Source organism: Agrobacterium sp. GW821-FHT14E08 (genome assembly GCF_058803865.1).
The window spans coordinates 609906-635505 of the sequence record NZ_JBXAPJ010000002.1 but is presented as its reverse complement, the minus strand read 5'-3'; the positions used below and the strand labels follow the sequence as shown (position 1 = coordinate 635505).

Genomic DNA, 25600 nt, shown 5'->3' with positions numbered 1-25600 from the left:
TGCCGCGGCTTTTTGTTTTTAACGATTGGCCATCCGTGACATCTGTTCTGGATAACGTGCGCCGGCGACTTTTGTCGGCGAAAGCAGCGCGCCGAGGCTGGCGGCTTCTTCTGCTGTCAGAGATACCTCCGCTGCGGCAACGTTCTTCTCCAGATTGGCGATTTTTGTCGTGCCGGGAATAGGAACGATGAAGTCGCCCTGCGCCAGAACCCAGGCCAGCGCCAGTTGTCCGGCGGTCACGCCCTTCTCAGTCGCCATGTCCTCCAGAAGCTTGATGAGCGCCAGATTGGCGTCGAAGTTTTCGCTCTGGAAGCGCGGCAGGCCGCGGCGGAAATCGTCGGATGCAAGGCCGTCGAGCGTCTTCAGCGCGCCCGTCAAGGCACCACGCCCGAGCGGGCTGAAGGGGACGAAGCCGATGCCAAGCTCACGGCAGGTTTCCAGCACGCCGTTTTCCTCCACGTCGCGGGTCCACAGCGAATATTCGCTCTGTATGGCCGCGATCGGATGAACGGCGTGCGCTTTGCGAAGTGTCTCGGCGCTTGCTTCCGACAGGCCGAGATGCTTTACCTTGCCCTGCCGGACCAGTTCGGCCATGGCGCCTACCGTGTCTTCGATCGGAACATTTGGATCGACGCGATGCTGGTAGAACAGGTCGATCTCATCGACGCCGAGGCGTTTGAGAGAGGCTTCGGCGACGGCGCGCACATTTTCCGGGCGGCTGTCGGTGCCCACCATCATCTGGCCAGCGGGTTTGCTGCTGTCGATTTTAAAGCCGAACTTGGTGGCGATGACCACCTTGTCGCGATAGGGCTTCAAACCCTTGCCGACAAGAATCTCGTTATTGTAGGGCCCGTAAACCTCCGCCGTATCGAAAAAGGTGACGCCGAGTTCGACGGCGCGGTGCAACGTTGCAATTGCGCTGCTCTCATCGCCGGTCGGGCTATAAGCATGGGTCATGCCCATGCAGCCGAGGCCGAGCGCCGAAACGGAAAGATTGTTTCCAAGGGTTCTTTTTTTCATCTGTTCGTCCTTCCAAAGGAACCGCCCGTCATCAGGGCGTGATGAGAAAATAGCGTCTCGTGGCGGCAAAAATAATCGCTGCAAATCCGCTTGGGTTGTTCTATCATTTAGAACAATGAACCGTGTGCAACTCTCCCAGCTGGCCGTTCTCGCCGCGGTTGCCGAAGGCCGCAGCTTTCGCAAGGCCGCCGCCGAACTTGCCATTGCCCCTTCCGCCGTCAGCCATGCGGTGTCGTCGCTGGAGGCAAGCCTTGGCCTGCGGCTGCTTCATCGTACCACCCGCAGCGTTTCACCGACAGAGGAAGGCAAACGGCTGCTCGAGACGCTTGGCCCGGCGCTTGCCGATATAGACACGGTCATCGAGACACTTGCCGAACAGGGTGGGAGGCCGGCCGGCCCCCTGCGCATCACCTTGCCACGGCTTGCTGCCGAGGACCTCATCGTGCCCCGGCTGGGCGAGTTCCTGCGGCTCTATCCCGATATTTCACTCGAAATTTCAACGGATGATCGCTTCGAAGATATCGTCGCGAAGGGTTTTGATGCGGGCCTGCGGCTCGGCGAGCACCTCGAGGCGGATATGATTGCGGTGAAAGCCAGCGGCGCATGGCGCGGTGCGATTGTTGGCGCGCCCTCCTACTTCACAGAAAATCCACCGCCAATTGACCCAAGGGATCTCATCCGGCATCGCTGCATCCGCCGGCGTTTCGCCAGCGGCCTCATCTATCGCTGGGAACTGGAGAAGAATGGCAAACCATTAGTGGTTGATGTGCAAGGGCCGCTGATCCTGTCGGACCAGAGCCTCATTCGCCGGGCAGCGATTGACGGCGCAGGGCTGGCCTTCGTTTTCGAGCAGCGTGTCGAGGACGATATCAGGGAGGGAAGGCTGATCCGCGTGCTGGACGACTGGTGCGCGCCCTTCGATGGCTTCTATATCTATTATCCCTCGCGCCGGCAGATGCGGCCGGCGCTGAGGGCTTTTGTGGATTTCTTCCGTTTCCGGGGCGATCAGAACTTGATGCGATAGCGGATATGGTCGTCGCTTTTCACGTAGCTGTCATAAAGCTTCTGGGCGCGGTGGTTGTCCTCGCCGGTGTGCCAGTACAGCCGTGACCAGCCCTTGTCCTTGCAGATGGTGACAAGATCATCCATCAGCGCCCGGCCCGTTCCCTTGCCGCGGATTTCGCCATCGACGAACAGATCTTCCAGATAGCAGTCGGGCGTCTTCACCCAGGTGGAATCATGGAAGTGGTGAATGGCGAAACCGGCCATGCGGTCGCCGAGCAGAGCCACCCGCATGGAGACGCGGGATGCGGGGTCAAGGATACGCGCCCAGGTATGGTCGGTGACGTCATCGGCAAGATCGACATCATAAAAGGCGAGATAGTCGTTCCACAGGCGTAGCCATTCCGCCCGGTCAGAAGGCTGCGCATCGCGAATGGTGAGCTCCATGTTACGCGCCCGCCTTGTCGAGCAGCGTCATCATCTCATCCGTCAGCTTTAAGTCGACGGCGCGTTTGAAGCTTTCAAGCTGGGACAGGCTGGTGGCGCTGGCGATCGGCGCGGTTATCGCCTTCTTTCGCAACAGCCAGGCCAAGGCGATATCCGCAAGCTTCGCGCCGGTTTCCACTGCCACCGCATCCATGGCGCCGAGGACGGCAAGGCCGCGCGTATTGACATATTCGCCTACACGGTAGCTGCGGGCGACGCCTTCGGTATCGGCCTTGGCACGATATTTCCCGGTCAGGAAACCGGCGGCGAGGCTGTAATAATTGATGACGCCGATCTCTTCCTTCTGGCAAAGTTCAGCAAGCGGGCCTTCGAAATCCGCGCGGTTATAGAGATTATATTCCGGCTGCAGCACGTCATAACGGGGAAGATTGTTCTTCGCAGCCGTGTCCAGCGCGTCCTGAAGCTGGCTTGCCGAATAGTTGGAGCAGCCGATGGCGCGGATTTTTCCCTGTTCCTTCAGCTTTGCGAAGGCGGTGAGTGTTTCCTCCAGCGGCACCTCCGCATCCGGCTTATGGGTGAGGTAAAGGTCGATATAGTCGGTTTGCAGCCGCTTCAGCGAGGCATCGACAGCTTCTGCGATCCATTTGGCGCTGAGGCCGGTCTTCTGGCCGCGATTGTCAAAACCGACCTTGGTGACGATTACCGCATCTTCGCGCTTCACGCTCGACTGCTTCAGCCATTTGCCGATGATGGTTTCGGACTCGCCGCCCTCATGGCCATCCACCCATGCGGAATAGACATCCGCCGTGTCGATGGCGTTGAAACCCGCATCGAAAAAGGCATCGAGCAGGGCAAAGGAAGTCTTCTCGTCCGCTGTCCAGCCGAACACGTTGCCGCCGAAGACGATCGGGGCGATGGAGAGGCCGGTGCGGCCAAGGCTTCGTTTTTCCACGGGGAGTGCTCCTGTTGCTGTCGTTGTGGCAAGGTTAGCAACTGCTCATCCGCATAACCATTCAATTCCTTTGATGGCATTCATCAGGCAACGGGAGAAAGCTGGCGAGGTCAGGCCTGAAAGCCGCGATAGTGGCTGGGCGGAAGGCGATTATGCTGTTGCCACACGCGCCGCAAATGCCGGGCGGAGGCAAAGCCCGCCCGCTCGGCGATGGCTTCCATATCGAGACGGCTGTTGGCGAGAATGTCGCGCGCGAGATTGACCCGCATCAGGTTGACGTAGTCGATGACGCTGATGCCGGTATGCTCGCGAAACAGACGCGATAAATGCCGTTCACTCAGCGCGGCGATATCCGCCAGCCGTTCCAGCGACCAGTCGCCTGCCGGTTCCGCCATCACCCGGTCCTGAACCCGGTGAATGGCAGGGTGGATGTGGTTGCGGCCGGTGAGCCAGGGGGAAATCTGCGGGTCGTTGCCGCTGCGCCTGAGATAAACGACCATGGTTTTGGCAATACGCGCCGCGACCGCCGGGGAGGTGAGCCGGGAAACCACATGCAGCATGAGGTCGATGCCGGTCGAAATGCCGGCACTTGAGAAACGGTTGCCATCCTCGACGAAAAGGCGGTTCTCCGCCACCTGGGATAAAGGTGCGATGCGGCGCAGCGCTTCGACGCAATCCGCATGCGTCGTGCAGCTCCGCCCGTCGAAAAGTCCGGCCTCCCCCGCCAGCAGCGCGCCGGAGCAGATGGAAACGACCGTGGTGTCGGCGCGTACCGTGTGACGCAGCCACGTCGCCAGCGCCTGCCGTTCCCGGCGCGTTTCCGGCTCGTAATCGAAGCGCGAGGTACTACCGGAAATCAGCAGGAACGCATTTTCCGGAAGGGTCGCGGGCAGGGCTTCCAGCCCGCAAAGCCCAAGACCGATGGAGGATTGCTGCTGGTCATGCGCTGCGATGTAGCGGCAATCGAAATGGATATCCTTCTGTTCCCCGTTGGCATAACGGATAACTTCCAGCGGGCCCGCAATGTCGAGCAGCAGCGCGTGCGGCGGCACAAGCGTATAAAACGGAATGATGCGTGTGCCGCCTTTGTCCATCAGGCGGCCTTTTTAACGGTCGCAAGCGCGTCGTCGACGGTAGCGATGCGTGCGAAGCGGCCCGCCAGCACCAGTTCGGTCCGTTTGCGGATATCGTCCGCGCTGAACACGGTGCCAGAGGCATGTGTCATCGGAAAGGTAAGCGTCGCCTCGGTAACGTAGTCGACGCTATAGCCGAGGTCAGAAGCGTGCCGCGTTGTCGTTTCGCAGCATTGTTCGGTGCGAATGCCGGAGACGATAAGCCGGTTGATGCCCTTCTGCGTCAGCCAGATTTCGAGGCCGGTGCCGGCAAAAGCGGAGTGACGGTTCTTGTGGAAGGTGACATCAGGGCTGATCCGCACACCTTCCAGCGCGCGGATGTAACCGCTTTCCTTTGCAAAGGCCCGGTCACCATCGACATGGAAGATCTGCACGACGGGTATTCCCGCAGCCTTGGCACCGTCAATCAGCGCCTGCTGTTTTTCCAGATAGGCAGCCAGTTCGCTTTCCTCGAAATAGGGCGCGTGCCGGAAGGATTCCTGAACGTCGATGACAAGAAGGGCTGTCTGAGAAGAGGACATTTTATGGTTCTCCATTGGGTTCATGCTTAGCATAATTCACCTTCAAAAGAACGGATGAAAGCAGGAAAACCGACAAAGGCAGGACAGATTCGGCCATCGTTCTTGCAGGGTCTGTAACGCGTGGCTTGCCAGGCTGTTCGACAATGATAAGTTTCAGAGAGATTGCAGAATGGGAGAACGGGATGCTGCGCTTCGGAATAATGTCTACGGCAAAAATCGCTCAGGATCATGTCATCCCGGCGATACAGGATGCCCAGAACTGCGTGGTCAGTGCCATCGCCAGCCGCGATCACGCAAAGGCCCGTGCGGTCGCGGAGCGCTTTTCCGTACCCCACGCCTTCGGCTCCTATGAGGAGATGCTGGCATCGGATGTAATAGACGCTGTTTATATTCCGCTTCCCACTGCGCAACATGCGGAATGGACCATAAAAGCCGCTGATGCCGGCAAACATGTTCTTTGCGAAAAGCCGATTGCCCTGAAAGCCGGGGAGATAGACGCCCTCATCGCCGCGCGTGACCGCAATGGCGTCGTCGTATCGGAGGCCTTCATGGTCACTTATTCCCCGGTATGGGCCAAGGTGAAGGAGTTGCTGGCCTCCGGCGCGATCGGAACGCTGAAACATGTGCAGGGCGCTTTCAGCTATTTCAATCGCGATCCCGGCAATATGCGCAATATTCCTGAACTCGGCGGCGGCGCGCTGCCGGATATCGGCGTCTACCCGACGATCGTGACCCGTTTTGCCACCGGCGCCGAGCCGAAGCGCGTGCAGGCGAGCGTCGAGCGCGACAGGGAATTCGGTACGGATATCTATTCCAGCGTCAGGGCCGATTTCGGTGGTTTCGAGCTGAGCTTTTATCTAGCAACCCAGCTTGCTGCCCGGCAACTGATGGTCTTCCACGGCACGGATGGGTATATTGAGGTCAAATCCCCCTTCAACGCCAATCGCTGGGGTGCGGAAGAGATCGAACTGACCAATCAGGCCCATAACCAGTCGCAAATCTTCCGGTTTCAGGACAGCCGTCAATACAAGCTGGAGGCGGAAGCTTTTGCCCGTGCAGCGAAAGGCGAGGGGGAAGTCGTTACGCTGGAAAACTCGAGGAAGAACCAGCTTTTCATCGATGCCATTTATCGGGCGGCCGAAAAGGATGGCTGGGAGCCGGTCTAATCCCGATCCAGCCGCTGCCTTCGAAGCCGCCTGTAGCCGTAAAGAGCCAACGCCAGTGCGGCGAGTGCCGAAAAGGCAAGCGGGATAAGAGGCTGCACCAGCGGGTTGCGCCATTGCAGCAGGGAAAACAGCCCGACGCTCACGATGCGGGAGGTGAGTGTGACGGCTTTTGCCAGAAATCCGCTCACCTCGCCGGACGCATCGCGCCTCGAGCGGCCCATCTGCCAGCTTGCCGCAAGGCCTGCCGCAGCGCCGGGCAGGCGGGCGGCAAGCGGCTCGATACCGACGTAAAAAATCAGCAGACAGGTGACGGCAAGGTCAACGGCCAGTCCGTAAATCTCGCTCAGTGCAAAGCGGGAAAACCTCAAAGCCGTCAGCTTTTAGAGGGTCGGCTGAGTGGAGCGCGGGCGTTGCAGCACCAGCAGGCCGATGACGACACCCACAACGCCGAAATTGTAACCGGCGAGCGCAAGCAGCAGCGACATCAGCGGCACGGCCGTGGAAGAAAGCGCCATTGCCACACCATAGGCGCCGATAATCATCATGCAGATGAAAATAATGCTGAAAACCGAACGCAACGCAACTGCTGTGACGCCGAGTATTGTGGCGGTAAGAAAAATCATGATGCCGCCTCCTCTTTGGTTGCCGGGCCTTGGGAGAAAACCTAGCGTCTTCACCCCTAACGAACCCTTGTTTTCTCCTCCATTCCCTCTTTTCCTAACTCGTTAGTTGAGGATATGGTTACATCACCGTTAAAAATGGGCAGACCGGTGCCAGCATTTCCGAATCGACGGGTTTTGGTTACAAACGGGCATGAGCGATATCTTTTCCCACGCCGCATTGAGCAATCTTGCCGAATTCTCGGTGTCCGAACTGTCGGGTTCCATCAAACGAACGGTGGAGACGGCTTTCGATCAAGTACGGGTGCGCGGTGAGATTTCCGGTTATCGCGGTCCCCACTCATCGGGACACGCCTATTTCTCGCTGAAGGACGATCGCGCCCGCATTGATGCGGTGATCTGGAAAGGCACGTTTTCGCGGCTGAAATTCCGTCCGGAAGAGGGCATGGAAGTCATCGCCACCGGCAAGGTCACCACCTTTCCCGGCTCGTCGAAATATCAGATCGTCATCGAAAGCCTCGAGCCGGCCGGCGCCGGGGCGCTGATGGCGCTGCTCGAAGATCGCCGCAGACGTCTGGCGGCGGAGGGGCTGTTCGATCCGGAACGCAAGCGCCGTCTGCCCTTCATGCCGCATGTCATCGGTGTCGTTACCTCGCCCACCGGCGCGGTCATTCGCGATATTCTGCACCGCATTTCGGATCGTTTTCCGGTCCACGTCGTCGTCTGGCCGGTCAAGGTGCAGGGCGAAGGTTCGGGCGAGGAAGTGGCGAACGCCATTCGCGGCTTCAATGCACTTCAACCCGGTGGGGAAATTGCGCGGCCCGACGTGCTGATCGTCGCGCGTGGCGGCGGCAGTCTGGAGGATCTCTGGAGCTTCAACGACGAAATCGTCGTGCGCGCCGCAGCCGAGAGCGAAATCCCGCTGATTTCCGCCGTAGGGCATGAGACCGATACGACATTGATCGACTATGCCGCCGATGTCCGTGCGCCGACACCGACGGGAGCCGCCGAAATGGCCGTGCCGGTGCGGGCCGAACTGGAAGCGCAGCTTTCCGGCCTCGCCGCACGCCTTTCAGGTTCGGTCTCGCGCCAGATGGACAATCGCCGCCAGGGCTTGCGGGCACTGGTACGGGCGCTGCCTTCACTGGACCAGCTTCTGGCCTTGCCGCGTCGCCGCTTCGATGAGGCTGCAGGCGGCCTTGGTCGCGGGCTTGAAATAACGACGCTCAACAAGCGCCGCACTTTTGAGCGTTCTGCGTCGGGTCTGAGGCCTGAAACCCTGCTGAACGGTCTCAAGCACCATAGACAGCGGATTAACGAGCGCATGCATCGCGCTGAGACTCTGGTGGAGCGCCGCCTGTTGCAAGGGAAAGGCCGTGTCGATGCCTTCGATTCCTCGCTGCGTTCGCTTCCCGCCCGCCTGCTTGGCCAGCTGGAGCGGCAGAAGGAGCGGGTCATCACTGCAGCGCGCCGGGCCGATACCGCCGTGCTGCATCGTATGGCGCAGAACCGCTCGGGCCTTGCCGCGCATAGTCGCGTTTTGGAATCGCTGTCCTACAAGAACGTGTTGAAACGCGGCTATGCCGTTATCCGCGACGAGGAAAACCGGCCGTTGACCCGCGCCGCCGCCATTGCTTCCGGCGCTGTGGTGTCGATGGAGTTTGCCGATGGCCGGGTTTCCGCCATCACGACGGGAGAGGGCATACCGTCTACGGAAGCTGTCACCACGCAAAAAAAGAAGCCGGCAAAACCGGCTTCCTCTGGTCCGAGCGATCAGGGTGACTTGTTCTGATCAGATCGACGCCGCATCCGAGAAACGGCGGCTGACCGTGAAGCTCTTTTCGATATCGGGATGCAGCTCCATGCCGAGGCCGGCACCCGGCGGCACGGTGATCATGCCGTTTTTCACTTCCGGCAATGCCGTGACGAGATCGCGATACCAGGTTTTGTAGAAGGCGCGCACGCTTTCCTGCACCAGTGCATTCGGCGCGTTGAGCGACAGGTGCGTGGAGGCGCAGAGGACCACCGGGCCGGTGCAATCATGCGGCGCGACGGGCAGATGCCAGGCTTCCGCCATCGAGGCGATCTTGCGCGCCTCGGAGAGCCCGCCGCACCAGCTGATGTCAAGCATCACCACGCCGGCAGCGCCCGTTTCCAGCAGATCGCGGAAAGCCCAGCGGGAACCCAGCGTTTCCGATGCGGAAATAGGAGCCGGCGAAACGGCGGCATACCGCGTCAGGCTGGAAAGGCTGTCCATCTTGATCGGGTCTTCATGCCAGAAGGTCTGGTAGGGGGTGAGCGCCTTGGCGATCTGCATGGCGGGCAGAAGCTGCCACATGGAGTGAAACTCCACCATGATGTCCATCTTGTCGCCCACCGCCTTGCGGATTTTCTCAAATGGCTCAAGCGCGCTTTTCAGATCCGGCATAGAGATATATTGCCCGCGCGTCTTTTCCGCCGCCGCATCGAAAGGCCAGATCTTCATGGCCGTGATACCGTCTTCCAGAAGAGAATGGGCAAGCTCGTCGGCCCGGTGCAGGAAGCCGTTCAGGTCGTCATAGTCCTTGCCGCCGGAGAGGCCATAATTGGCCGTCTGCTGGCCGGTCGCCTTCTTGATATATTCCGTGCCCGCGCAGGTATTGTAGGTACGGATTTCCTTACGGCTGAAACCGCCGAGCAATTGGGCGATAGGCTGGTTGGTTGCCTTGCCGAAAATATCCCACAGCGCGATATCGAAGGCCGAATTGCCGCGCACTTCCGCGCCCGATGAACGGAAGCCGAGATAGCCGACGAGGTCCTGCGCCAGAAGGTCGATCTGCAGCGGATCGCGGCCGATCACGCGGGGTGCGATATATTCATGCACATAGGTTTCCACCGTCTCGGCGCCGTAGAAGGTTTCGCCAAGCCCGGTGATGCCTTCGTCGGTGTGGACCAGAACCCAGAGCAGGTTTGCCCGTTCCGCCACGCGGACGGTCTCGAGTTTCGTAATTTTCATGAAGTGTCTCCTCCAGAGGCAGGTCGTGTTCCGTCTGGAACTGCGTTGAAAAAATCAGGCGATGCCGGCTGCCAGAAGCGCATGCACGCTTTCATCGAAATGCCGCGCCATCAGCGTTGAGGCCGTTTGCGGGTCGCCGGCCGCAATGGCCTGTCCGATGGCGACGTGAAGTTCACCTGCGGCATGGCGCTGCGCGTCGGATGTGCGGCTCTTCCAGCCTATCGGCCAGGTCTGGCGCGTCACATTCTGGAAGGCACCGAGAATGAGTTCGAAAACCGGGTTCTTGGAGGCTCTGGCAACGGCAAGGTGAAAGGCAAGGTCGTGTTCCATCACCTTGTCATTGTCGCCGAAATCCCGCTCCATATTATTGGCGTGGTCGAGAATGGTGAGCGCTTCAGCATCCGTTCTCCGCAGTGCCGCGAGCGTCACGGTTCTGACTTCGATAGTGCGGCGCACGTCATAAATCTGCTGGATGTTGATCTGCTCGGTGTGAATGCCGTGTTCGAACATCAGCGACATCGCACCATGATCCAGCGTCGCCACCGTGGCTCGCTTGCCGGCGCTGACATCGATCAGCCGCATGGCCGACAGCGACCGGAATGCCTCGCGAACGACGGTGCGCGAAACGCCAAGCTGCTGCGACAGCGAAAGTTCGCTCGGCAGTTTCGCACCGGGGGCAAGTTCATTTTCCCGGATGTGACGGGTTATCGCGCCGATCGTGCTGCTGACGAGACCGGTTTCATGGGAGATGGCGTTATACATTTTTCCTCCAACCTGTAGTACAGGTTTATGGAAAATTGCTTACAGGATTTTTTTCAAGGAAACAAGCGCGATTGCGGCCCAGAACGCAGTGCAAGCCTATTCTTCGAAGTCCCGCAAAAACCGTTTCAAAAGCCGGTTCAGCGTTGTTCGTTCCTCTTCGCTGAGAGTGGCGACCAGCCGTTGCTGGTTTTCGACATGGGCGCTGACGGCGTCCTCGACAATGGCAAGGCCGCGTTCCGTCAATGATATCAGCACACTGCGCCGGTCCTGTGGGTTGTGGATGCGCTCCACCAGCCCGGCTTTTTCCAGCTGGTCGATCCGGTTGGTCATGGTGCCGGAACTCACCATTGTCATCGCCAGCAAGTCGCCCGGGGAGAGCTGGTATGGCGAGCCTGCGCGCCGCAATGTCGCCAGTACATCAAAAGCAGACGATGAAAGGCCGTGTTTCAGCAGCACCGCCTCCACCTCACGGCCGAGATGTGTGGTGAGCCGGTTCAAGCGCCCGAGCAGCCCCATCGGGCCGACATCGAGGTCCGGTCTTTCCCTGCGCCATTGCGCCAGAATGTGATCGACGTGATCAAGCGGTTCTTTGCTCATGACAAAGGCATAGCAATTGATATCTTGACGTCAAGATAAAATCGGCTAGATTGCATTTATCTTGATATAGAGATTCTTGAAATGAAGAAAAATACCGCCTATGCAGCCGACGTGCTGGTAACTGCACTTGCCCCCGCCATCTGGGGAAGCACCTATTTCGTCACGACCGAATTTTTGCCGCAGGGATATCCATTCCATGTTGCCATGCTGCGCGCATTACCGGCCGGTATCCTGCTGCTGCTCCTCGTCCGAAAGCTCCCGCAGGGCGTCTGGTGGCCGCGCAGCTTCGTTCTCGGCTCGCTGAATTTCTCATTTTTCTGGGCGATGCTTTTCGTTTCTGCCTACCGGCTACCCGGTGGAGTCGCGGCGACTGTAGGCGCGGTTCAGCCCCTGATCGTGATTGGTCTCTCCCGGTTGTTTCTCACCACGCCGGTTCGACCGCTCGCCATCGCCGCCGGCCTTTTGGGCATTGCCGGTGTCGCGCTTCTGGTATTGGCGCCGGGCGCTGCGCTCGATGGTGTCGGCGTGGCTGCGGGTCTTGCCGGTGCCGTATCCATGGCCTTTGGAACCGTGCTGACCCGCAAATGGCGGCCGCCGGTTTCGAACCTCACCTTCACCGCCTGGCAATTGACGGCGGGTGGCATTCTGCTCCTGCCGGTAGCATATTTCCTGGAACCGGCCCTGCCTGCACCGACCACGGCCAATATTCTCGGCATGGCCTATCTGGGTCTCATCGGTGCTGCCTTGACCTATTTTCTGTGGTTTCGCGGCCTTGCCCGCATCGAACCCTCGGCTGCCGCATCGCTCGGTTTTCTAAGTCCGGTCGTTGCAACCCTGCTCGGCTGGCTGGCGCTTGGCCAAAGCCTCACGCCAGCGCAGATCGTCGGGTTCGTCGCGGTGCTCTTCAGCATCTGGCTCAGTCAGCGCAGCCAGTTGCCGAGATAGACTTTTATCAGGCCCATTCGCCCTTGCGCATAACGGGAACCGTGGAGCCGTCCGGCTTCACGCCATCGATATCCACCTTGTCAGAACCGATCATCCAGTCGATGTGGATAAGGCTGGAATTGCCGCCCTGCGCCTTGATCTGATCCTGCGACAGCGAAGCGCCATCGAGGAAGCATTTCGAATAGCATTGTCCGAGCGCAATGTGGCAGGAGGCATTTTCGTCGAACAGCGTGTTGTAAAACAGGATGCCGCTTGCCGAGATCGGCGAGGAATGCGGCACAAGCGCCACTTCACCCAGGCGGCGAGCACCCTCATCGGTATCCAGCACCTTGTTCAGTACGGCTTCGCCCTTCGAAGCCTTGGCCTCCACGATGCGGCCGGCCTCGAACTTCACCTGAATATTGTCGATCAGCGTTCCCTGATGCGACAGCGGCTTGGTGCTGGACACGTAACCATCCACGCGCAGCGCATGCGGCGTGGTGAACACTTCTTCCGTCGGGATGTTCGGGTTGCAGGTCACGCCGTTCTTGGCGGCGGAAGCGCCGCCGTGCCATTCATGGCCATCCGCCAGGCCGATTTTCACATCCGTGCCAGGGCCGGTGAAATGCAGCGATGCGAAGCGTTCGCCGTTCAGCCATGCCGAACGTTTGGCGAGATTGGCGTTATGCTCCGCCCATGCCGCGACCGGATCGGCCAGATCCACCCGCGAGGCGGCGAAGATGGCGTCGGCAAGTCTGCGCACCGCTTCGTCCTCCGTCACATCAGGAAAGACCTGCTTTGCCCAGGAGGGGTTGGGATAGGAAATGATGTTCCAGTTGATATCGAAATTGGAAATCTTCTCCAGCGCCGGCTTGTAGGCGGTAGAGTTGGCCTTGTTGGCACGCGCCACCTTGGCGGGGTCCTGCTCGGCCAGCAGCATCGGGTTGTCGCCTGCAATCGCCAGCCGCGCCGCGCCATTGGCGTAGGCCTTCGCCATGCCTTCATAAAGCCAGCCTGAAGCCCGGTCGAAATTGGTGTCACTGGCGTGGCGATAACGGGAAAGCGTGGTTTCCTCGTCGGAATAGAAGGTGGTGACCAGCCCACCGCCGGCAAGATAAGCGTGTTTTGTCAAAAGCCGAACCAGCGGCAGGGCTGCAAGCGGAGCAGTGATCACCAGATCCTGATCCTTCTGCAATTGCAGGCCGACTTTGACGGCGACTTCGGCCAGTTTTTCAAGTTTGACGGGATCGATGGGAGAAACGGTCATGATCTGCCTTCGCATATTTCAATTGAGGCGCCGACCATAGCCCATTCCTTTCGAAAGCCAAATGCTTTCAAAAGCTGGATTGAAACCTCAGTCGGCCACCAGTGGCGCAATGATGGCCTTTAGTGCTGTCTGGGCGTCGCGGGGTGAAAGCCGCACCTGCAAGCCTCGCTGTCCGCCATTCATGTAAACATAATCATGCGCCATCGCCTCAGCCTCAATGGCCGTCGGCACCTGTTTCTTCTGCCCGAAAGGGCTGATGCCGCCAACATGGTAACCCGTGGCGCGTTCCGCATCGGCCGGTTTCATCATGCTGGCGGATTTGCCGCCGAAAGCGGCGGCGAGCTTCTTCATGCTCACCTCGCGATCAGACGGGACAACGACGCAGATCGGCTTGCCGTCCAGCTCAGCCATCAGCGTTTTCAACACCAGATGCGGCGGTTCGCCGATCGCCTCAGCCGCCTGCAGGCCGATCCTGTCGGCATTTGGATCGTAGTCATAGCTGATGGTGGTGAAGGCGACGCCAGCCTTGGCCAGCATTTGGGTAGCGCGGGTCGTTTTGGACATTGGGAACGGCGTTCAGGCAAAGAGGGTCTGGTAGGTTTCCGGTTTGAAGCCGACGGTGATCTTGCCCTTCGCTTCCAGCACGGGGCGCTTGATCATTGAGGGCTGCTCCAGCATCAGCCCGATGGCCTTTTCGTGGTCAAGATCGACCTTCTGGCTGTCATTCAGTTTCTTGAAGGTCGTGCCGGCCCTATTAAGAACCGTTTCCCAGCCTGCGGCATCACACCATGTTTCGAGATGGGCGCGGTCGATGCCGGTCGCTTTATAATCATGGAAAGAATAGTCGACACCATTGGTTTCCAGCCAGCTTCTGGCTTTCTTCATCGTGTCGCAGTTCTTGATGCCGTAAATCGTAATCGTCATGCTGCCAGCCTCTTTGTCTTCAAGCTCTCCGGCATAACAAAATATACGCCTTATTCAACCGTCCGCTGAAGTGCCCTGCGTCGTTTGAGAGCGGTAGCACCCAAGCCATGCAGAATCGCAATGGCTGATATCCAAACGAGCGCGAGCAAAGCTGCATGGCTTCCCTGCTACATCATGAGTTGTAGAACCGGCCCGAAATGCCCATTATCTGGGCATCAAAGATGGAGAGAAAAATGCGTCAGGTTGCAAAGACATCGCGTAACTTCTTCGGCGAAACTTTCGCCGTTCTGGGTGCAGCACTTTCGGTTTCGGCCGCTGTTCGCGCGCACCGCAAGCCGGCCCGCGCCGACCTCGAAGCCCTCGGCATCGATGGCAAGGCTTTCGACAAGGTTCAGCTCTAAGCTGTTATCATTTGTAGCGAGGCGGCACCGCCTCGCTTGCGCTCGGGGTCGAAATCCATGCCGGTTTCGACGGGCGAGGTGGATGCGTCGCCGATGGCTCAAGACGCGTTCCGTATTCACACAGGAAGGTTGCCCCGTAGTCCTCGGAGGACAGATGCGGGATAAATTGTCAGCGCGGGATTGTTGCGCCGCTTTGAGTGCACGTCATCGAGATACTGCACTCTGTTTCGGCCGCTTCGACGGGCCGATCACTTTTTCCGATAAATATAACTGGCTCTCAGGCCGCTCATAACGATCCGCCTTCGCTGAAAGCGCAAAGCGTGCCAGCAGCTCGTGCCTTGTTTCGCCATTATGGCTGAAGACAAGTTCGAAATTGCCCGCCAGCCAGCTATAGGGTTTACCGGCGGGCATAAGCTCAATCTTCCCACAGCCATAGATCATGGTGAGATGCGGCGTAAAAGATGATGCTGTAACAAAGGGAAGATTTGCCCGCCAAAGGGCGCGTTGCAATATCTTCACGAGAGCCTTGATTTCCGGCATGTCGCGGCTGCTTCGCAGCACCAGACTATTGCGATTACCAAAAAGCGACGTTTCTTCGAAAGTGACAGGAACGGGCCGCGCATTGATTTCCCCCAGCGCCGCCTTCAGCCTGTTTATCAGCCCGTGAGGCACCGTCTCGAAACATCCGATACAGAGCAGCGTGATATGCAGAAGCTCTGCCGGATAGGCTGCACGCCTTGTCCGTCCTTCCGCATACTGTGAAGCATCGGCAAAGATTCTATCGGCCAGGGCTGCCGGCGGCTTCAACAATAAGAGAAGCTTGCTGCGAAATCGCGGATTGAGGCGCTGTATTTTCGGCGTCTCCAGCCCTTCAAAGAAAAGCTGCCTTACACCTCCTTTATCCGTCAACTCGAAACCCATGACGATACTCCACGGCCTTTGCCAAGGCCGCGATATTATCATTGCCAGAAGAAATTAAAAGAACGAAAAGAGAACAAATGCATTCCCGACAGGCAGGGGAACTCCAGAAAATAACAGCATGGTGCGTTGAGTTGACAATCTACCTACTAGTTGGTAGGCAATGAATATGAGAAACCCACAAACCAAGGCCGATGAAATTCTTCGTTGCGCGCGTATCCTGATTGTAAGCGGCGGCTACAACAGTTTCAGCTACGCCGATATTTCCAGCGTGGTCGGCATTCGCAATGCCAGCATTCACCACCATTTCCCGAGCAAATCAGACCTGGTCCGCAAACTGGTCGAGCAATACAGGCAGGAAGCTGCAGCCGGACTCGCCGAGCTGGAGCGAAACATCTCTGATCCGCTCGAAGAGCTTCGCGCCTATATCGGCTATTGGGAAGGCTGTATCGCTGATGCGACCCATCCCTTCTGCGTCTGCGCTCTGCTTGCCACTGAAATACCGGTCCTTCCCGAATCTGTGGTTCTTGAAGTGCGTGCGCATTTTCAAAGCCTCTCGGACTGGCTCGCCGCCGTGCTGGAGCGCGGGGCTGCCCAAGGACGCCTTGTGCTGACAGGAACAGCGCACACCAATGCCGAAATGTTCATGGCCACCGTGCATGGTGCAATGCTCTCGGCCCGCGCCTACGGTGATGCCGCAGCCTTTGGCGCGATAACCCGCCCCATGCTGGAGCGCATCACAGCTTGAAAATGAAACGTCGCGAGGGAGGTGAATGCATGACCTGAGCGACATCCCGACCCGATAAATAGACAGCATTACGCTTCCAGATCAGTCGTCAACAGTCTGCTTCCCCGGGCCGTCATCGCCCCTGTGGAAGAGAAAGGCAATCTCTCATGTTCGGAATTTCTCCGCTTGGCTGGGTCCACACGCTCGGCAGCCTGCCCGCCATTCCCGTGGCCATTTACATGTTTGCCCGTCACGGTCGGATCGTTCCGCGATCCAGGCCGGGTTCAATCTATTTTGTGTCCATGCTGATTGGCGCTGCGACGGCCTTCCTCGTGGCGCATCAGCCGGTCAGCTACGCCATCGGCGCGCTGACCATCCTGTTCCTGCTCGCAGGTTACGGAATTGAACGCATTCTCGGCTCAACGCGCACCGCCAGATATATAGAAACCATCTGTCTGAGCGTGAGCGCATTTCTCCTGATGGTACCGACGGCGACCGAGACCCTGCGTCGTGTTCCGAATGGTCATCCCTTTGTTACCGATTTAAAATCGCCGCTGCTTCTCGGTGTTCAGGGCGGGTTGCTGGCGATCCTCGTCCTCGGCCTAACCGCCCAGATCATCTACCTCGCAAGACAAAACAGAAACGCCGCGAGCTAGTCGCGGCGTCATCGTCTAAGCTATGCCTATTGTAGGCGTTATTCCCACTCGATCGTGCCGGGCGGCTTGCTGGTCACGTCGTAGACGACACGGTTGATGCCACGCACCTCGTTGATGATGCGGGTTGCCGCACGGCCAAGGAAGTTCATGTCATAAGGATAGAAATCCGCCGTCATGCCGTCCACGGAGGTCACGGCGCGCAGCGCACAGACAAAGTCATAAGTGCGGTAGTCGCCCATGACGCCCACGGTCTGTACCGGCAGCAGAACGGCGAAGGCCTGCCAGATGGTGTCATAGAGACCGGCCTTGCGGATTTCGTCGAGATAGATCGCGTCCGCCTTGCGCAGAATATCGAGCTTCTCGCGGGTAATTGCGCCGGGGCAGCGGATCGCCAGACCCGGACCGGGGAAGGGGTGGCGGCCGATGAAGCTTTCCGGCAGGCCGAGTTCGCGGCCAAGCGCGCGGACCTCGTCCTTGAAAAGCTCACGCAGCGGCTCGACGAGCTGCATGTTCATGCGCTCGGGAAGACCGCCGACATTGTGGTGGCTCTTGATGGTGACCGAGGGGCCGCCGGAGAAGGAGACGCTTTCGATGACGTCAGGGTAAAGCGTGCCCTGCGCCAGGAAATTCGGTGCGCCCTTGCCGTCGGCGGCGATCTTGGCCGCTTCGGCCTCGAAGACCTCGATGAACAGGCGGCCGATGGTCTTGCGCTTCACTTCCGGGTCAGAGACGCCCGACAGTTCGCCCAGGAACAGATCGGCGGCATCCACATGCACCAGCGGAATATTGTAATGGTCGCGGAACATGCCGACCACCTGCTCGCTTTCGCCAAGCCGCATCAGGCCATGGTCGACGTAAACGCAGGTGAGCTGGTCGCCGATCGCCTCATGGATGAGGATCGCCGCAACCGAGGAATCGACGCCGCCGGAAAGGGCGCAGAGCACACGACCGGTGCCGACCTGGTCGCGGATCTTGCGGATCATCTCGGCGCGGTAGGCCGCCATTGTCCAGTCGGATTTGAGGCCAACGATCTTGTGTACGAAGTTGGAGAGCAGCTTGCCGCCGTCAGGCGTGTGCACCACTTCCGGGTGGAACATGGTGGTGTAATAATGGCGTGTCTCGTCGGCAGCGATGGCGAAAGGTGCGTTTTCCGATGTCGCAATGATCTCGAAACCTTCCGGTAGCTTCGTCACGCGGTCGCCATGGCTCATCCAGACCGGATAGCTCTTGCCCTGTTCCCAGAAGCCCTCGAAAAGCGGGCTCGCCTTCTTGATGTCGATATCGGCGCGGCCGAATTCCGCCGCGTGACCGCCCTCGACTACGCCGCCGAGCTGCGTGCAGAGCGTCTGCTGGCCGTAGCAGATGCCGAGGATCGGAACCTTGCTGTCGAACACCGCCTGCGGCGCGCGCGGGCTTCCTTCCGCCGTCACGGATGCGGGGCCGCCGGAGAAGATCACGCCCTTGGGCTGAAGCTTCTCAAACGCCTCTGCGGCATTCTGGAACGGATGGATTTCGCAATAGACCCCGGCTTCGCGGATGCGGCGCGCAATGAGCTGCGTCACCTGGCTGCCGAAATCGATGATGAGAATGCTGTCGGGATGGGCTATCTGGGTCATGGCGAGCCTTTAAAGAAAATGGCGGCTTTAGGCAACCCGCAAGCGGGCATCGAACAGCGGAAATTTGCGAAAATCGCAAGGTTTCAAAGGGCGATCGCACCATCCTCGATCGCGCGGCAAAGCCGGTCGACGGCATCCGCCAGCTTTTCATCGATGATGTGCAGATACTCCGTCCAGTCGTCCACATGGTTCACATCGGCCTTGCCATCGGAAATACCGCGCAGGCCGATGAGCGGCACGCCGAAGCGCTGGCAGGTTCTCAGGATGGCAAAGGTCTCCATTTCCACCATATCGGCATCTATTAGCCCATAGGCCGCGCCGGAGACAACGTTGGCGCCCGTGGAAAGCCGCGCCTCGGCTATTTCGGGTATCCGTAAGGGCAGGGCCACCTCGGCCGGCAGATCAAGCAGCGGCGTGCAGCCCTTTTCGAAACCGAAGGCAGAGGCGTCCATGTCGCGATAGGAAACCGAAGTCGCCTGATAGATACCCGTTTGTTCGAGCGTTCGCGAACCGGCAGAACCGAGCGAAACGACAAGGTCCGGCAGATGGTCGGCGGCATCGAGACCGGCAAGAACGGCCGTGACTGCAATCGCCGCCTCCACCGGGCCGATGCCTGTCATCAACGGCGCGATGCGAGCCTGGAGATGGGGACCATATTCGGGGGAAGCCGCCATGACAAAAAGAACGGATTTATCCGCAACCTGCGAAAGCCGGTAATTCATCCGGTAATATCCTCGCGACCCTTCATCACCATCATTGTCCCTGTCATGGAGGCGATCAGCTTCGCTGGCCCGTCCGACAGTGCGTAGGCGCGGCCATCGGCGACGATGAGATTGTTTCCGGGCTTGATGATTTCGCCACGAAACAGGAACCGCTCGCCGCGTCCGGGCGACATGAGGTTGACTTTGAACTCGATGGTCAGCAGCGAGGCTTCCGGCTCGATGATCGTGTAGGCGGCATAGGTGCAGGCGGTGTCCAGACCGGCGGCAATGACACCCGCATGCAGGATGCCGTGCTGCTGCGTCAGCTTCTCATGAAAGGGTAGTTCGATTTCCACCAGCCGGTGTTCGATACGGCTGATCTCGGCGTTGATTGCCTGCACCACTCCCTGTCGCGCAAAACTTTTTTCTATCCGCTGACGAAAATCGCCGGGATCCGTGATCTCCATGGCCTACCTGCCTGCTTTTAGTCCCCATCGCAAACTGACATGGCGCGTGGCGGCGGGCAAGGCAAGGGTTGCGCGGGCAAAATTTAGTTCAGCCAGTCGATACTTGCGTTCAGCAGGGTGGCAAAGGCGACCCAAACGGCATAGGGCACAAAAAGCCACATCGATACCCTGTCACGGCTATAGGTGAGCGTGACGAAAGCGATGATGCAGATCAGCATTGGAATGATGATGACCAGTGCACCCGTTGGGCTTTGCATACCGAAAAAGATCGGCGACCACAGGAAATTCAGCACCATCTGGGTGAACCACAGGCGCATGCGCGTTCCCATCGGCTTGCGGATCCATGTCCGCGCACCGGCGATGCCGATCAGCACGTAAAGCGTCGTCCAGACCGGCCCGAAGATCCAGTTGGGCGGATTGAAGAATGGTTTCTGGAGTGATTGATACCACTCGCCGGGCACATTGTTGACACCGATCAGTGCCCCAATGGCAACAACTGCAACCACGAAAACAATGTACACGGTAAGGTTTTTCATGACCCATCCAATGCGCTGGCCATGCTTTTGTTCCCTTGCCTTTTCAGTATTTTAGCCAGAAAGCCGCACGATGTGCTGATCCCATGCCACGTCGCTGCGAACGGCCTCGAAAAATCCGTCATAGGAAGAAACGGCAATGCCGCTCGCCGCCGGGGCGACGCCCGCCGCCTCCCGGACGGATGTCTCTGCTACAACACGCCCGGTTTTAGCGTCCAGCGTCACCGCAGCATTGCCATTGGGGGAGGTCAGGCCCACCAGCCCTTCATGCCGGTTGACGGCGATGGCCCCGACATAATTGGCAAGACGCACCGTCGTTTCCTCCGGCAGATCGATGAAAGACAGGTCCTCGCCCTTCGAAAAATGGCCGACAAGCGGTGGAAGATCGTTGCGCGGCCCCTCATATTGGCAGGCGAACCAGATGCGCCCGTCATCGCCGAGATCGACATGGCGGGTGGAAAGTTGCCGCAGTCGATCCGGCATCGCGTGTTTCTGGATCAATTCGCCGCTTGCAGCATCCAGAAGCACGAGAGACGGTTCCATGCTGTCGATATTGAGCTTGGTGCGGCCAAAATCCGGGTGAGTCTCGATGCCGCCATTAGCGATGACGATCAGCCGCCCGTCATCGCTCACCGTCATGTCATGCGTACCGACGCCGTGGGCGTCATATTCGCCGATGCGGGCAAATCCGTTACGCGCGTCGTAGAGTCCGATAACGCCGCGATTGCCGTCGAAGTCGTTTTCGCTGGCATAAAGGATCGCCCCATCGGGGGAAAATTGCCCATGGCCGTAAAAATGGCGGTTCTCCGGCGTGTGCATCACGACAGGCTCGCGTCGCCGCGCGGGATAGAAGGCCATGAAGAACGTTCCCGGCCGACGCGCAAAGGCCACCGTCATGCCCGTGGCGTGGCTTGTCGCCATTCCATGGGCGCGCGCGGGGAGCGCAACGCGGTCGATGATCTCGCCGCGCTCGCTCACCGTTGCGATGCCGTAGGACCCGTCACGGGCGCGGAAGGCAGAAGCGAAGACGGCGTCGGCGCGTTCGAGCGCATGGAGTGAACGGGGAGCCAGCGCTGCGAGAAAGGGAATACCCGCTGCCTTGATGAAGCTGCGCCGGTCTATCAGCATCCGCTTCTTGCCTGTTATCATCGCCTCAGTCTCCGTCGGCGAAGGAAAAGCCGGAGCTGAGACCGATCGCACCGCCATACTGGTCGTTGAGGCGGTAGATCAGGTCTTTGCCGTTGAGCAGCAGGTAATCCACCTTGGCGCGCTGATCATCCTTGTCCAGCGCCTTTTCCACATCCGTATCGATCGTCCCCGCAATACGGATCATCGATTTGGCGATGAAATCGATGGAATTGACGATGGAGCGCTGGTCGGGAGGCACGAGTTCAACCATATCCGCCGTGTGCAGCAGGGTTTGAACGGCCTTGATATTGGCCGAAATGCTTTTCCAGGTCAGGCCAGAGCGCCAATAAATGGCGGTGCGGGGAAATTTGGCCTTGTCCGGCCCCTTGTAGAAGGTTTCAATCCGCTGGTCGCGGATTGCCTCGGAGCCGTGCACGAGAATGCCGAGCAGGGCAACCAGCGCCTCGCGCTCGTCGCGAAAGACGGGATTGTCCGGTCCCGGCTGGGTCCAGTTTTTCTGTGCGCCATCGGGCGCGTTCCAGCCATCGGAAAGCTCCGCCGCGACATTGGCGATATTGCCGGCGATGGCCGCGCCGAAGCGGCAGCGGAAATCACCTTCCTTGCCAAGCAATTCATCCGCGCCGGTGCCGTAGAGCACGAATTCCAATGCCCCGAGGCCCTGCGCTGCAACGCTTTTACCCTTCAGGCCGTCGGCGCTCGTAACGCTTTCGTCCTTTTCCGCAAGATAACGCTGCACCTGCTTCAGGCCGAGGCCCTTCTTGTCGGGGTAATAGAGCACACGCTCGAAGCGGTTCTGCTCGATCACCGGGCCAATCCGCACGATCTCGATCGTGGACCAGCTTGAGACCGTATCGGCAAAGGCTGCCTTGGCCGCCTCATCCGCCGTTTTGGAAGGGGCGGCGCAGAAAGCCTTCATGCTGTCTTGCAGATTCTCTGCCGATTGCCGGAAGTGGTCGTAACCGGGACGAATGAAACCGTTCACCGCCTTTTCCATGACGCTCCGCACCTGTGCGGGATCGAGGGGCGGCGGCGGCATCAACTCCACATCCTGCGCCATTGCGGGCTGATGGGTCATAAGCAGCAGCACGGACATGAGGCCGGAGATTTTTCGCATGGCATTTTTCATCAAAGGGACTCCAGAAAAGCCAGCAAAGCCTGCCGGTCGGTTTTTTGCAAGGCGGCAAAGGCGTCGCGCGCTTTTTGCGCTTCGCCGCCGTGCCATAATATCGCTTCCGTCAGGCTGCGCGCCCGGCCGTCATGCAGGTAAAAACTGTTGCCGTTCACCCGTTGCGTCAGGCCGATACCCCAGAGCGGCTGGGTACGCCATTGCCGCCCGTCTGCTTCGCCCACCTGCTGGCCGTCGGCAAGCGCCTCTCCCATGTCATGCAGGAGGAAATCCGAATAGGGCCAGATCAGCTGGGAAGAATGCATGGGGTCGCTCGCATCGCGACGGGTGACGAATTTCGGCCTATGGCAGGCGGTGCAGCCGGATGTGTAAAAAATCTGCTTTCCCTTGAGGACGGTCGGATCGTCGACATTGCGGCGTTGCGGCACGGCAAGATTCTCGGTGTAGAAGGTCACGAGATCGAGGACAGGGTCCGGCGCTTCCACCGGCCCCAGCCGTGGCTGCACGCCGGTCGGCATGGCAAGACAGTCCTTCTGGGCATCCGTGCAATCGCCATAGGCGTTCGGTGCGTCCGGTGTAGAAATGCCAATATCGTGGGAAAAGGCGCTGGCGCTCTGATCGCGCACACTCGCATTCTGGGCCTTCCAGCCAAACCGGCCAAGCCTGACCTCGCCCGTGCGATGATCTCTCACAAAGGCCGGACGCCCGGAAATGCCGTCGCCATTTTTGTCATCGGGATCAGCGCCTGCCACAATATCGGCCTCGGCAATCGCCTCGATCAGCCCAAGCCCGAGGGTGGGCATGGCGATGCGGGCCGAAAGTGTCGTGTCGGGGCCGAGGGGACCATATTGCAGCTCGGCCACCGCATAATCGGGCTTGCGCAGCATCACCACTTCGCCATCCAGAAGGCGCACCGGCTTTTCGGTATAGGTGACGACCGGCTTGCCCTCGGCGGCGAGACCGGGAATGGCGAGGTTCTGCAATTGCCGGCCATAGGTTTCATCGGGAAAATTCAGCACCTCATGGCGTGCAATCGCGGCCCGTTCTGCCTCGTTGCGGGCCGGTCGGGCCAGCCGGAGAAACAGGGAGACCGCATCTTCCCCGGCAAGCGGCGGGCGACCCCTGCCGTCCTTCACATGGCAGGTCTGGCAGGATCGGGCGTTGTAGAGCGGCCCCAGCCCGTCCGAGGCCTGTGTGGAGGAGGGGGAAGACACCCAGAGTTTCTGGAACAACGCATTGCCGAGCTTGAAATCCAGTTTCCGCTCGAACGACATGGTGGCGGAAGGATTTGAAAACGCGCGACTATCGGCCTTGCTGGTGCTGGTCGTCGCCCCGCCGGACATGGCCTCGAAGGGTTCCGGCCCGGTGAAATCCGTCGCGGGCGCGGTCATGGTCTGGCGGCTGCTCCGGTCTTTCTCGGTCAGATCGTCCCGCAGCGGTTCGGCAAGCGTCATCGATGCCACAAGGCAGGCTGCCCCGGTGAAGAAGAACGGCTTACGGATCGGCGGCAGTGAAAATCGCATGGGCGTAACGGGCCGCAGCAATCTGCGGCCCGCCTTGGCACTTACTTGGAGACGGCGCTCGGATTGTCGAGGCTGTCGGATCCTTCAAGCTCGATCTTGCCGAGATCAAGCGCGGCGATGACACGCTCGACGGTCTTCGTCTGGTCGATCAGGCCGTCAATGGCCGCCTGAACCACGGCGTTGCCTTCCTTGTTGCCTTCACCGATCATCTGGTCATAGGCCTCGACGGTCTGGGCGCGCTTTTCCATCGCATGCATGGCGTCGAGCGTCTTGTTCAGCTTCGCCGTCATCTCGTCGTTCAGCGCCTTGTCCTTGGCGCCCACAAGTTCCGCCAGCGAGGCACCGGTCATCTTCGTGCCGTCCACACGGGTATAGTTGCCGGTATAGGCCGAAGCGATGCCGATGGCGTCGTTGAGATGCGAATTATAGGTGTTGTCCGAGAAGCAATCATGCTCCTCTTCCGGGTCGTGCAGCAGAAGGCCAAGCTTCATGCGCTCTCCCGCCAACTCACCATAAGAGAGCGAGCCCATGCCGGTGAGAATGGCGGTGAGGCCAGCTTTCGGATCGGCTTCCACCGCCTTCGTGGCTTCACCCTCCGGCGCCCAGGCATCCACCATCTCCTGAAGATCCTTGATCAGCAGGGTGGAGGCGGATTTCAGGTAATCGGCGCGGCGGTCGCAATTGCCGTTCGTGCAGCTCTTCTTGTCATAGTCGGTATAGGGACGGTTGCCCGCGCCGGGTCCGGTGCCGTTCAGGTCCTGGCCCCAGAGCAGGAATTCGATGGCATGGTAACCGGTGGTCACATTGGCTTCGACATCGCCCGCCTCGTGCAGGCTTTCGATCAGCTCGGGGGTGATCTTCGAGGTATCGACCTCTTCACCGCTGATCTTGATCTTCGGATTGGCGATGATGTTGGCGACATAAAGCTCGTTCTCGTCGCTTTCCGTGCCATAGGAGCCGTCGACATAATCGATCAGACCCTCATCCAGCGGCCAGGCGTTCACCTTGCCTTCCCAATCGTCAACGATCGGGTTGCCGAAACGATAGACTTCCGACTGTTGATAGGGAACACGCGCCTTGATCCACGCTTCGCGGGCGGCCTTCAGGGTTGCTTCGCTCGGCGTTGCGATAAGCGCATCGATCGCCTTGTCCAGCGCCTTCGCCGTGGTGAGCGAATCCTCGTATTTCGCGTGCGCGACATCGGTATAATGCTTGATCACGGCGGCGGCGTCGGTCGCGGCCTGTGCGGGAAGCGCGGTGAAAGCCGCCGATGCGGCAAGAAGCGCAAAAGACGCGCTGAGAATGGTTTTGCGGATCATGATCCCTCTCCTTGGGCAGGCATGAAAAGACTTCACGCCGCGGCAAGCGAGTTCTGACCCAATCACAAACTTGTGTCAAACATTCTAGTTTAGAATGTTTTGAAACAAGTTTGATCGGCATTTTCCAAGTAAAA

General features: G+C 59.3%; 29 protein-coding genes. 7 read left to right on the top strand and 22 right to left on the bottom strand.

Annotated elements, in window-relative coordinates; genetic code table 11:
• Window positions 1–18: 18 nt before the first annotated feature.
• Window positions 19–1020: an aldo/keto reductase gene (locus tag AC1ROR_RS11810; protein ID WP_498589493.1), complete on the bottom strand. Its 1002-nt coding sequence runs from the start codon at window positions 1018–1020 to the stop codon at window positions 19–21.
• Window positions 1021–1135: 115 nt separating this feature from the next.
• Between AC1ROR_RS11810 and AC1ROR_RS11805 the strand changes: the two genes are divergently transcribed.
• The gene (locus AC1ROR_RS11805) at window positions 1136–2044 is read left to right on the top strand and encodes a LysR family transcriptional regulator (protein ID WP_498589492.1); all 909 of its coding nucleotides are present in this window, start codon (window positions 1136–1138) and stop codon (window positions 2042–2044) included.
• Here AC1ROR_RS11805 and AC1ROR_RS11800 read toward each other — a convergent pair.
• The 4 genes from AC1ROR_RS11800 to AC1ROR_RS11785 form a co-directional block, all read right to left on the bottom strand.
• Entirely contained in the window at window positions 2026–2469 is a 444-nt protein-coding gene (locus AC1ROR_RS11800; RefSeq protein WP_498589491.1) for a GNAT family N-acetyltransferase, read from the bottom strand. The genes AC1ROR_RS11805 and AC1ROR_RS11800 overlap by 19 nt on opposite strands.
• Window position 2470: 1 nt before the next feature.
• On the bottom strand, window positions 2471–3421 hold the full coding sequence (locus AC1ROR_RS11795; protein ID WP_498589489.1) for an aldo/keto reductase: 951 nt from the start codon (window positions 3419–3421) through the stop codon (window positions 2471–2473).
• Between the two features lie 110 nt (window positions 3422–3531).
• The gene (locus tag AC1ROR_RS11790) at window positions 3532–4515 is read right to left on the bottom strand and encodes a GlxA family transcriptional regulator (protein ID WP_498589488.1); all 984 of its coding nucleotides are present in this window, start codon (window positions 4513–4515) and stop codon (window positions 3532–3534) included.
• Entirely contained in the window at window positions 4515–5075 is a 561-nt protein-coding gene (locus AC1ROR_RS11785) for an isochorismatase family protein (RefSeq protein WP_498589486.1), read from the bottom strand. The genes AC1ROR_RS11790 and AC1ROR_RS11785 overlap by 1 nt, the downstream gene beginning before the upstream one ends.
• A 182-nt stretch (window positions 5076–5257) precedes the next feature.
• On the opposite strand from AC1ROR_RS11785, the gene AC1ROR_RS11780 reads away from it, so the two are divergent.
• On the top strand, window positions 5258–6241 hold the full coding sequence (locus AC1ROR_RS11780; RefSeq protein WP_498589485.1) for a Gfo/Idh/MocA family protein: 984 nt from the start codon (window positions 5258–5260) through the stop codon (window positions 6239–6241).
• Here AC1ROR_RS11780 and AC1ROR_RS11775 read toward each other — a convergent pair.
• Complete coding sequence (locus AC1ROR_RS11775; RefSeq protein WP_080833185.1) at window positions 6238–6609, bottom strand: hypothetical protein; 372 nt, start codon at window positions 6607–6609, stop codon at window positions 6238–6240. The two genes, AC1ROR_RS11780 and AC1ROR_RS11775, sit on opposite strands and share 4 nt — an antisense overlap.
• Window positions 6610–6621: 12 nt before the next feature.
• The gene (locus AC1ROR_RS11770) at window positions 6622–6864 is read right to left on the bottom strand and encodes a hypothetical protein (protein ID WP_035219354.1); all 243 of its coding nucleotides are present in this window, start codon (window positions 6862–6864) and stop codon (window positions 6622–6624) included.
• 190 nt (window positions 6865–7054) lie between these two features.
• Here AC1ROR_RS11770 and xseA point away from each other — a divergent pair, with 190 nt between their 5' ends.
• Complete coding sequence (gene xseA / locus AC1ROR_RS11765) at window positions 7055–8653, top strand: exodeoxyribonuclease VII large subunit (protein ID WP_498589484.1); 1599 nt, start codon at window positions 7055–7057, stop codon at window positions 8651–8653.
• Here xseA and AC1ROR_RS11760 read toward each other — a convergent pair whose 3' ends face one another.
• From AC1ROR_RS11760 to AC1ROR_RS11750, 3 genes are all read right to left on the bottom strand, one after another.
• A complete protein-coding gene (locus AC1ROR_RS11760) occupies window positions 8654–9856 on the bottom strand; it encodes a mandelate racemase/muconate lactonizing enzyme family protein (RefSeq protein ID WP_035219350.1) in 1203 nt (400 codons plus the stop codon).
• A gap of 54 nt (window positions 9857–9910) precedes the next feature.
• Window positions 9911–10618, bottom strand: coding sequence for a FadR/GntR family transcriptional regulator (locus AC1ROR_RS11755; RefSeq protein WP_035219349.1), 708 nt, complete (start codon window positions 10616–10618; stop codon window positions 9911–9913).
• Window positions 10619–10714: 96 nt separating this feature from the next.
• Window positions 10715–11215, bottom strand: coding sequence for a MarR family winged helix-turn-helix transcriptional regulator (locus AC1ROR_RS11750; protein ID WP_498589483.1), 501 nt, complete (start codon window positions 11213–11215; stop codon window positions 10715–10717).
• A gap of 81 nt (window positions 11216–11296) precedes the next feature.
• Here AC1ROR_RS11750 and pecM point away from each other — a divergent pair, with 81 nt between their 5' ends.
• A complete protein-coding gene (gene pecM, locus AC1ROR_RS11745; protein WP_498589482.1) occupies window positions 11297–12160 on the top strand; it encodes a 4-hydroxybenzaldehyde efflux transporter PecM in 864 nt (287 codons plus the stop codon).
• 7 nt (window positions 12161–12167) lie between these two features.
• On the opposite strand, the gene AC1ROR_RS11740 is transcribed toward pecM, so the two are convergent.
• The 3 genes from AC1ROR_RS11740 to AC1ROR_RS11730 all read right to left on the bottom strand — a co-directional run bounded on the left by AC1ROR_RS11740 (window position 12168) and on the right by AC1ROR_RS11730 (window position 14330).
• The gene (locus AC1ROR_RS11740; RefSeq protein WP_498589481.1) at window positions 12168–13406 is read right to left on the bottom strand and encodes an aminopeptidase; all 1239 of its coding nucleotides are present in this window, start codon (window positions 13404–13406) and stop codon (window positions 12168–12170) included.
• 87 nt (window positions 13407–13493) lie between these two features.
• Window positions 13494–13970, bottom strand: a complete 477-nt coding sequence (gene ybaK / locus AC1ROR_RS11735; protein ID WP_498589480.1) for a Cys-tRNA(Pro) deacylase — start codon at window positions 13968–13970, stop codon at window positions 13494–13496.
• Between the two features lie 12 nt (window positions 13971–13982).
• Entirely contained in the window at window positions 13983–14330 is a 348-nt protein-coding gene (locus AC1ROR_RS11730) for an ArsC family reductase (protein ID WP_498589479.1), read from the bottom strand.
• 233 nt (window positions 14331–14563) lie between these two features.
• On the opposite strand from AC1ROR_RS11730, the gene AC1ROR_RS11725 reads away from it, so the two are divergent.
• On the top strand, window positions 14564–14731 hold the full coding sequence (locus tag AC1ROR_RS11725) for a hypothetical protein (RefSeq protein ID WP_003503889.1): 168 nt from the start codon (window positions 14564–14566) through the stop codon (window positions 14729–14731).
• A gap of 204 nt (window positions 14732–14935) precedes the next feature.
• Here the strand turns inward: AC1ROR_RS11725 and AC1ROR_RS11720 are convergent, their stop codons facing one another.
• On the bottom strand, window positions 14936–15652 hold the full coding sequence (locus AC1ROR_RS11720; RefSeq protein WP_498589478.1) for a 2'-5' RNA ligase family protein: 717 nt from the start codon (window positions 15650–15652) through the stop codon (window positions 14936–14938).
• A gap of 166 nt (window positions 15653–15818) precedes the next feature.
• On the opposite strand from AC1ROR_RS11720, the gene AC1ROR_RS11715 reads away from it, so the two are divergent.
• Both AC1ROR_RS11715 and AC1ROR_RS11710 read left to right on the top strand, forming a co-directional pair.
• Complete coding sequence (locus AC1ROR_RS11715) at window positions 15819–16397, top strand: TetR/AcrR family transcriptional regulator (RefSeq protein WP_498589477.1); 579 nt, start codon at window positions 15819–15821, stop codon at window positions 16395–16397.
• A 146-nt stretch (window positions 16398–16543) separates the two neighbouring features.
• The gene (locus AC1ROR_RS11710) at window positions 16544–17032 is read left to right on the top strand and encodes a hypothetical protein (RefSeq protein ID WP_498589476.1); all 489 of its coding nucleotides are present in this window, start codon (window positions 16544–16546) and stop codon (window positions 17030–17032) included.
• A gap of 38 nt (window positions 17033–17070) precedes the next feature.
• On the opposite strand, the gene guaA is transcribed toward AC1ROR_RS11710, so the two are convergent.
• From guaA to AC1ROR_RS11670, 8 genes are all read right to left on the bottom strand, one after another.
• Window positions 17071–18648 carry a glutamine-hydrolyzing GMP synthase gene (gene guaA / locus AC1ROR_RS11705; RefSeq protein ID WP_498589475.1) on the bottom strand — a complete coding sequence of 526 codons (1578 nt, stop codon included), beginning with the start codon at window positions 18646–18648 and terminating at the stop codon, window positions 17071–17073.
• 83 nt (window positions 18649–18731) lie between these two features.
• Complete coding sequence (locus tag AC1ROR_RS11700; protein ID WP_498589474.1) at window positions 18732–19370, bottom strand: 5'-methylthioadenosine/S-adenosylhomocysteine nucleosidase; 639 nt, start codon at window positions 19368–19370, stop codon at window positions 18732–18734.
• Window positions 19367–19816, bottom strand: coding sequence for a PaaI family thioesterase (locus AC1ROR_RS11695; protein ID WP_035219336.1), 450 nt, complete (start codon window positions 19814–19816; stop codon window positions 19367–19369). The genes AC1ROR_RS11700 and AC1ROR_RS11695 overlap by 4 nt, the downstream gene beginning before the upstream one ends.
• 83 nt (window positions 19817–19899) lie before the next feature.
• On the bottom strand, window positions 19900–20352 hold the full coding sequence (locus AC1ROR_RS11690) for a TspO/MBR family protein (protein ID WP_035219334.1): 453 nt from the start codon (window positions 20350–20352) through the stop codon (window positions 19900–19902).
• A gap of 51 nt (window positions 20353–20403) precedes the next feature.
• Window positions 20404–21498, bottom strand: coding sequence for a DUF1513 domain-containing protein (locus AC1ROR_RS11685; protein ID WP_498589473.1), 1095 nt, complete (start codon window positions 21496–21498; stop codon window positions 20404–20406).
• A gap of 4 nt (window positions 21499–21502) precedes the next feature.
• Window positions 21503–22624 (bottom strand): imelysin family protein, encoded by a 1122-nt coding sequence (locus AC1ROR_RS11680; RefSeq protein ID WP_498589472.1) that lies wholly within the window; start codon window positions 22622–22624, stop codon window positions 21503–21505.
• The gene (locus AC1ROR_RS11675) at window positions 22624–24147 is read right to left on the bottom strand and encodes a di-heme oxidoreductase family protein (RefSeq protein WP_498589471.1); all 1524 of its coding nucleotides are present in this window, start codon (window positions 24145–24147) and stop codon (window positions 22624–22626) included. Before AC1ROR_RS11675 ends, AC1ROR_RS11680 begins: the two co-directional genes overlap by 1 nt.
• A gap of 41 nt (window positions 24148–24188) precedes the next feature.
• Window positions 24189–25466, bottom strand: coding sequence for an imelysin family protein (locus AC1ROR_RS11670; RefSeq protein WP_498589470.1), 1278 nt, complete (start codon window positions 25464–25466; stop codon window positions 24189–24191).
• Window positions 25467–25600 lie beyond the last annotated feature (134 nt).

Coding starts and splice junctions, on each gene's coding strand:
- AC1ROR_RS11810 (WP_498589493.1), bottom strand. CDS start 1,020: ATGAAAAAAAGAACCCTTGGAAACAATCTTTCCGTTTCGGCGCTCGGC.
- AC1ROR_RS11805 (WP_498589492.1), top strand. CDS start 1,136: ATGAACCGTGTGCAACTCTCCCAGCTGGCCGTTCTCGCCGCGGTTGCC.
- AC1ROR_RS11800 (WP_498589491.1), bottom strand. CDS start 2,469: ATGGAGCTCACCATTCGCGATGCGCAGCCTTCTGACCGGGCGGAATGG.
- AC1ROR_RS11790 (WP_498589488.1), bottom strand. CDS start 4,515: ATGGACAAAGGCGGCACACGCATCATTCCGTTTTATACGCTTGTGCCG.
- AC1ROR_RS11785 (WP_498589486.1), bottom strand. CDS start 5,075: ATGTCCTCTTCTCAGACAGCCCTTCTTGTCATCGACGTTCAGGAATCC.
- AC1ROR_RS11780 (WP_498589485.1), top strand. CDS start 5,258: ATGCTGCGCTTCGGAATAATGTCTACGGCAAAAATCGCTCAGGATCAT.
- AC1ROR_RS11770 (WP_035219354.1), bottom strand. CDS start 6,864: ATGATTTTTCTTACCGCCACAATACTCGGCGTCACAGCAGTTGCGTTG.
- xseA (WP_498589484.1), top strand. CDS start 7,055: ATGAGCGATATCTTTTCCCACGCCGCATTGAGCAATCTTGCCGAATTC.
- AC1ROR_RS11760 (WP_035219350.1), bottom strand. CDS start 9,856: ATGAAAATTACGAAACTCGAGACCGTCCGCGTGGCGGAACGGGCAAAC.
- AC1ROR_RS11755 (WP_035219349.1), bottom strand. CDS start 10,618: ATGTATAACGCCATCTCCCATGAAACCGGTCTCGTCAGCAGCACGATC.
- AC1ROR_RS11750 (WP_498589483.1), bottom strand. CDS start 11,215: ATGAGCAAAGAACCGCTTGATCACGTCGATCACATTCTGGCGCAATGG.
- pecM (WP_498589482.1), top strand. CDS start 11,297: ATGAAGAAAAATACCGCCTATGCAGCCGACGTGCTGGTAACTGCACTT.
- AC1ROR_RS11740 (WP_498589481.1), bottom strand. CDS start 13,406: ATGACCGTTTCTCCCATCGATCCCGTCAAACTTGAAAAACTGGCCGAA.
- ybaK (WP_498589480.1), bottom strand. CDS start 13,970: ATGTCCAAAACGACCCGCGCTACCCAAATGCTGGCCAAGGCTGGCGTC.
- AC1ROR_RS11730 (WP_498589479.1), bottom strand. CDS start 14,330: ATGACGATTACGATTTACGGCATCAAGAACTGCGACACGATGAAGAAA.
- AC1ROR_RS11725 (WP_003503889.1), top strand. CDS start 14,564: ATGCGTCAGGTTGCAAAGACATCGCGTAACTTCTTCGGCGAAACTTTC.
- AC1ROR_RS11720 (WP_498589478.1), bottom strand. CDS start 15,652: ATGGGTTTCGAGTTGACGGATAAAGGAGGTGTAAGGCAGCTTTTCTTT.
- AC1ROR_RS11715 (WP_498589477.1), top strand. CDS start 15,819: ATGAGAAACCCACAAACCAAGGCCGATGAAATTCTTCGTTGCGCGCGT.
- AC1ROR_RS11710 (WP_498589476.1), top strand. CDS start 16,544: ATGTTCGGAATTTCTCCGCTTGGCTGGGTCCACACGCTCGGCAGCCTG.
- guaA (WP_498589475.1), bottom strand. CDS start 18,648: ATGACCCAGATAGCCCATCCCGACAGCATTCTCATCATCGATTTCGGC.
- AC1ROR_RS11700 (WP_498589474.1), bottom strand. CDS start 19,370: ATGAATTACCGGCTTTCGCAGGTTGCGGATAAATCCGTTCTTTTTGTC.
- AC1ROR_RS11695 (WP_035219336.1), bottom strand. CDS start 19,816: ATGGAGATCACGGATCCCGGCGATTTTCGTCAGCGGATAGAAAAAAGT.
- AC1ROR_RS11690 (WP_035219334.1), bottom strand. CDS start 20,352: ATGAAAAACCTTACCGTGTACATTGTTTTCGTGGTTGCAGTTGTTGCC.
- AC1ROR_RS11685 (WP_498589473.1), bottom strand. CDS start 21,498: ATGATAACAGGCAAGAAGCGGATGCTGATAGACCGGCGCAGCTTCATC.
- AC1ROR_RS11680 (WP_498589472.1), bottom strand. CDS start 22,624: ATGAAAAATGCCATGCGAAAAATCTCCGGCCTCATGTCCGTGCTGCTG.
- AC1ROR_RS11675 (WP_498589471.1), bottom strand. CDS start 24,147: ATGCGATTTTCACTGCCGCCGATCCGTAAGCCGTTCTTCTTCACCGGG.
- AC1ROR_RS11670 (WP_498589470.1), bottom strand. CDS start 25,466: ATGATCCGCAAAACCATTCTCAGCGCGTCTTTTGCGCTTCTTGCCGCA.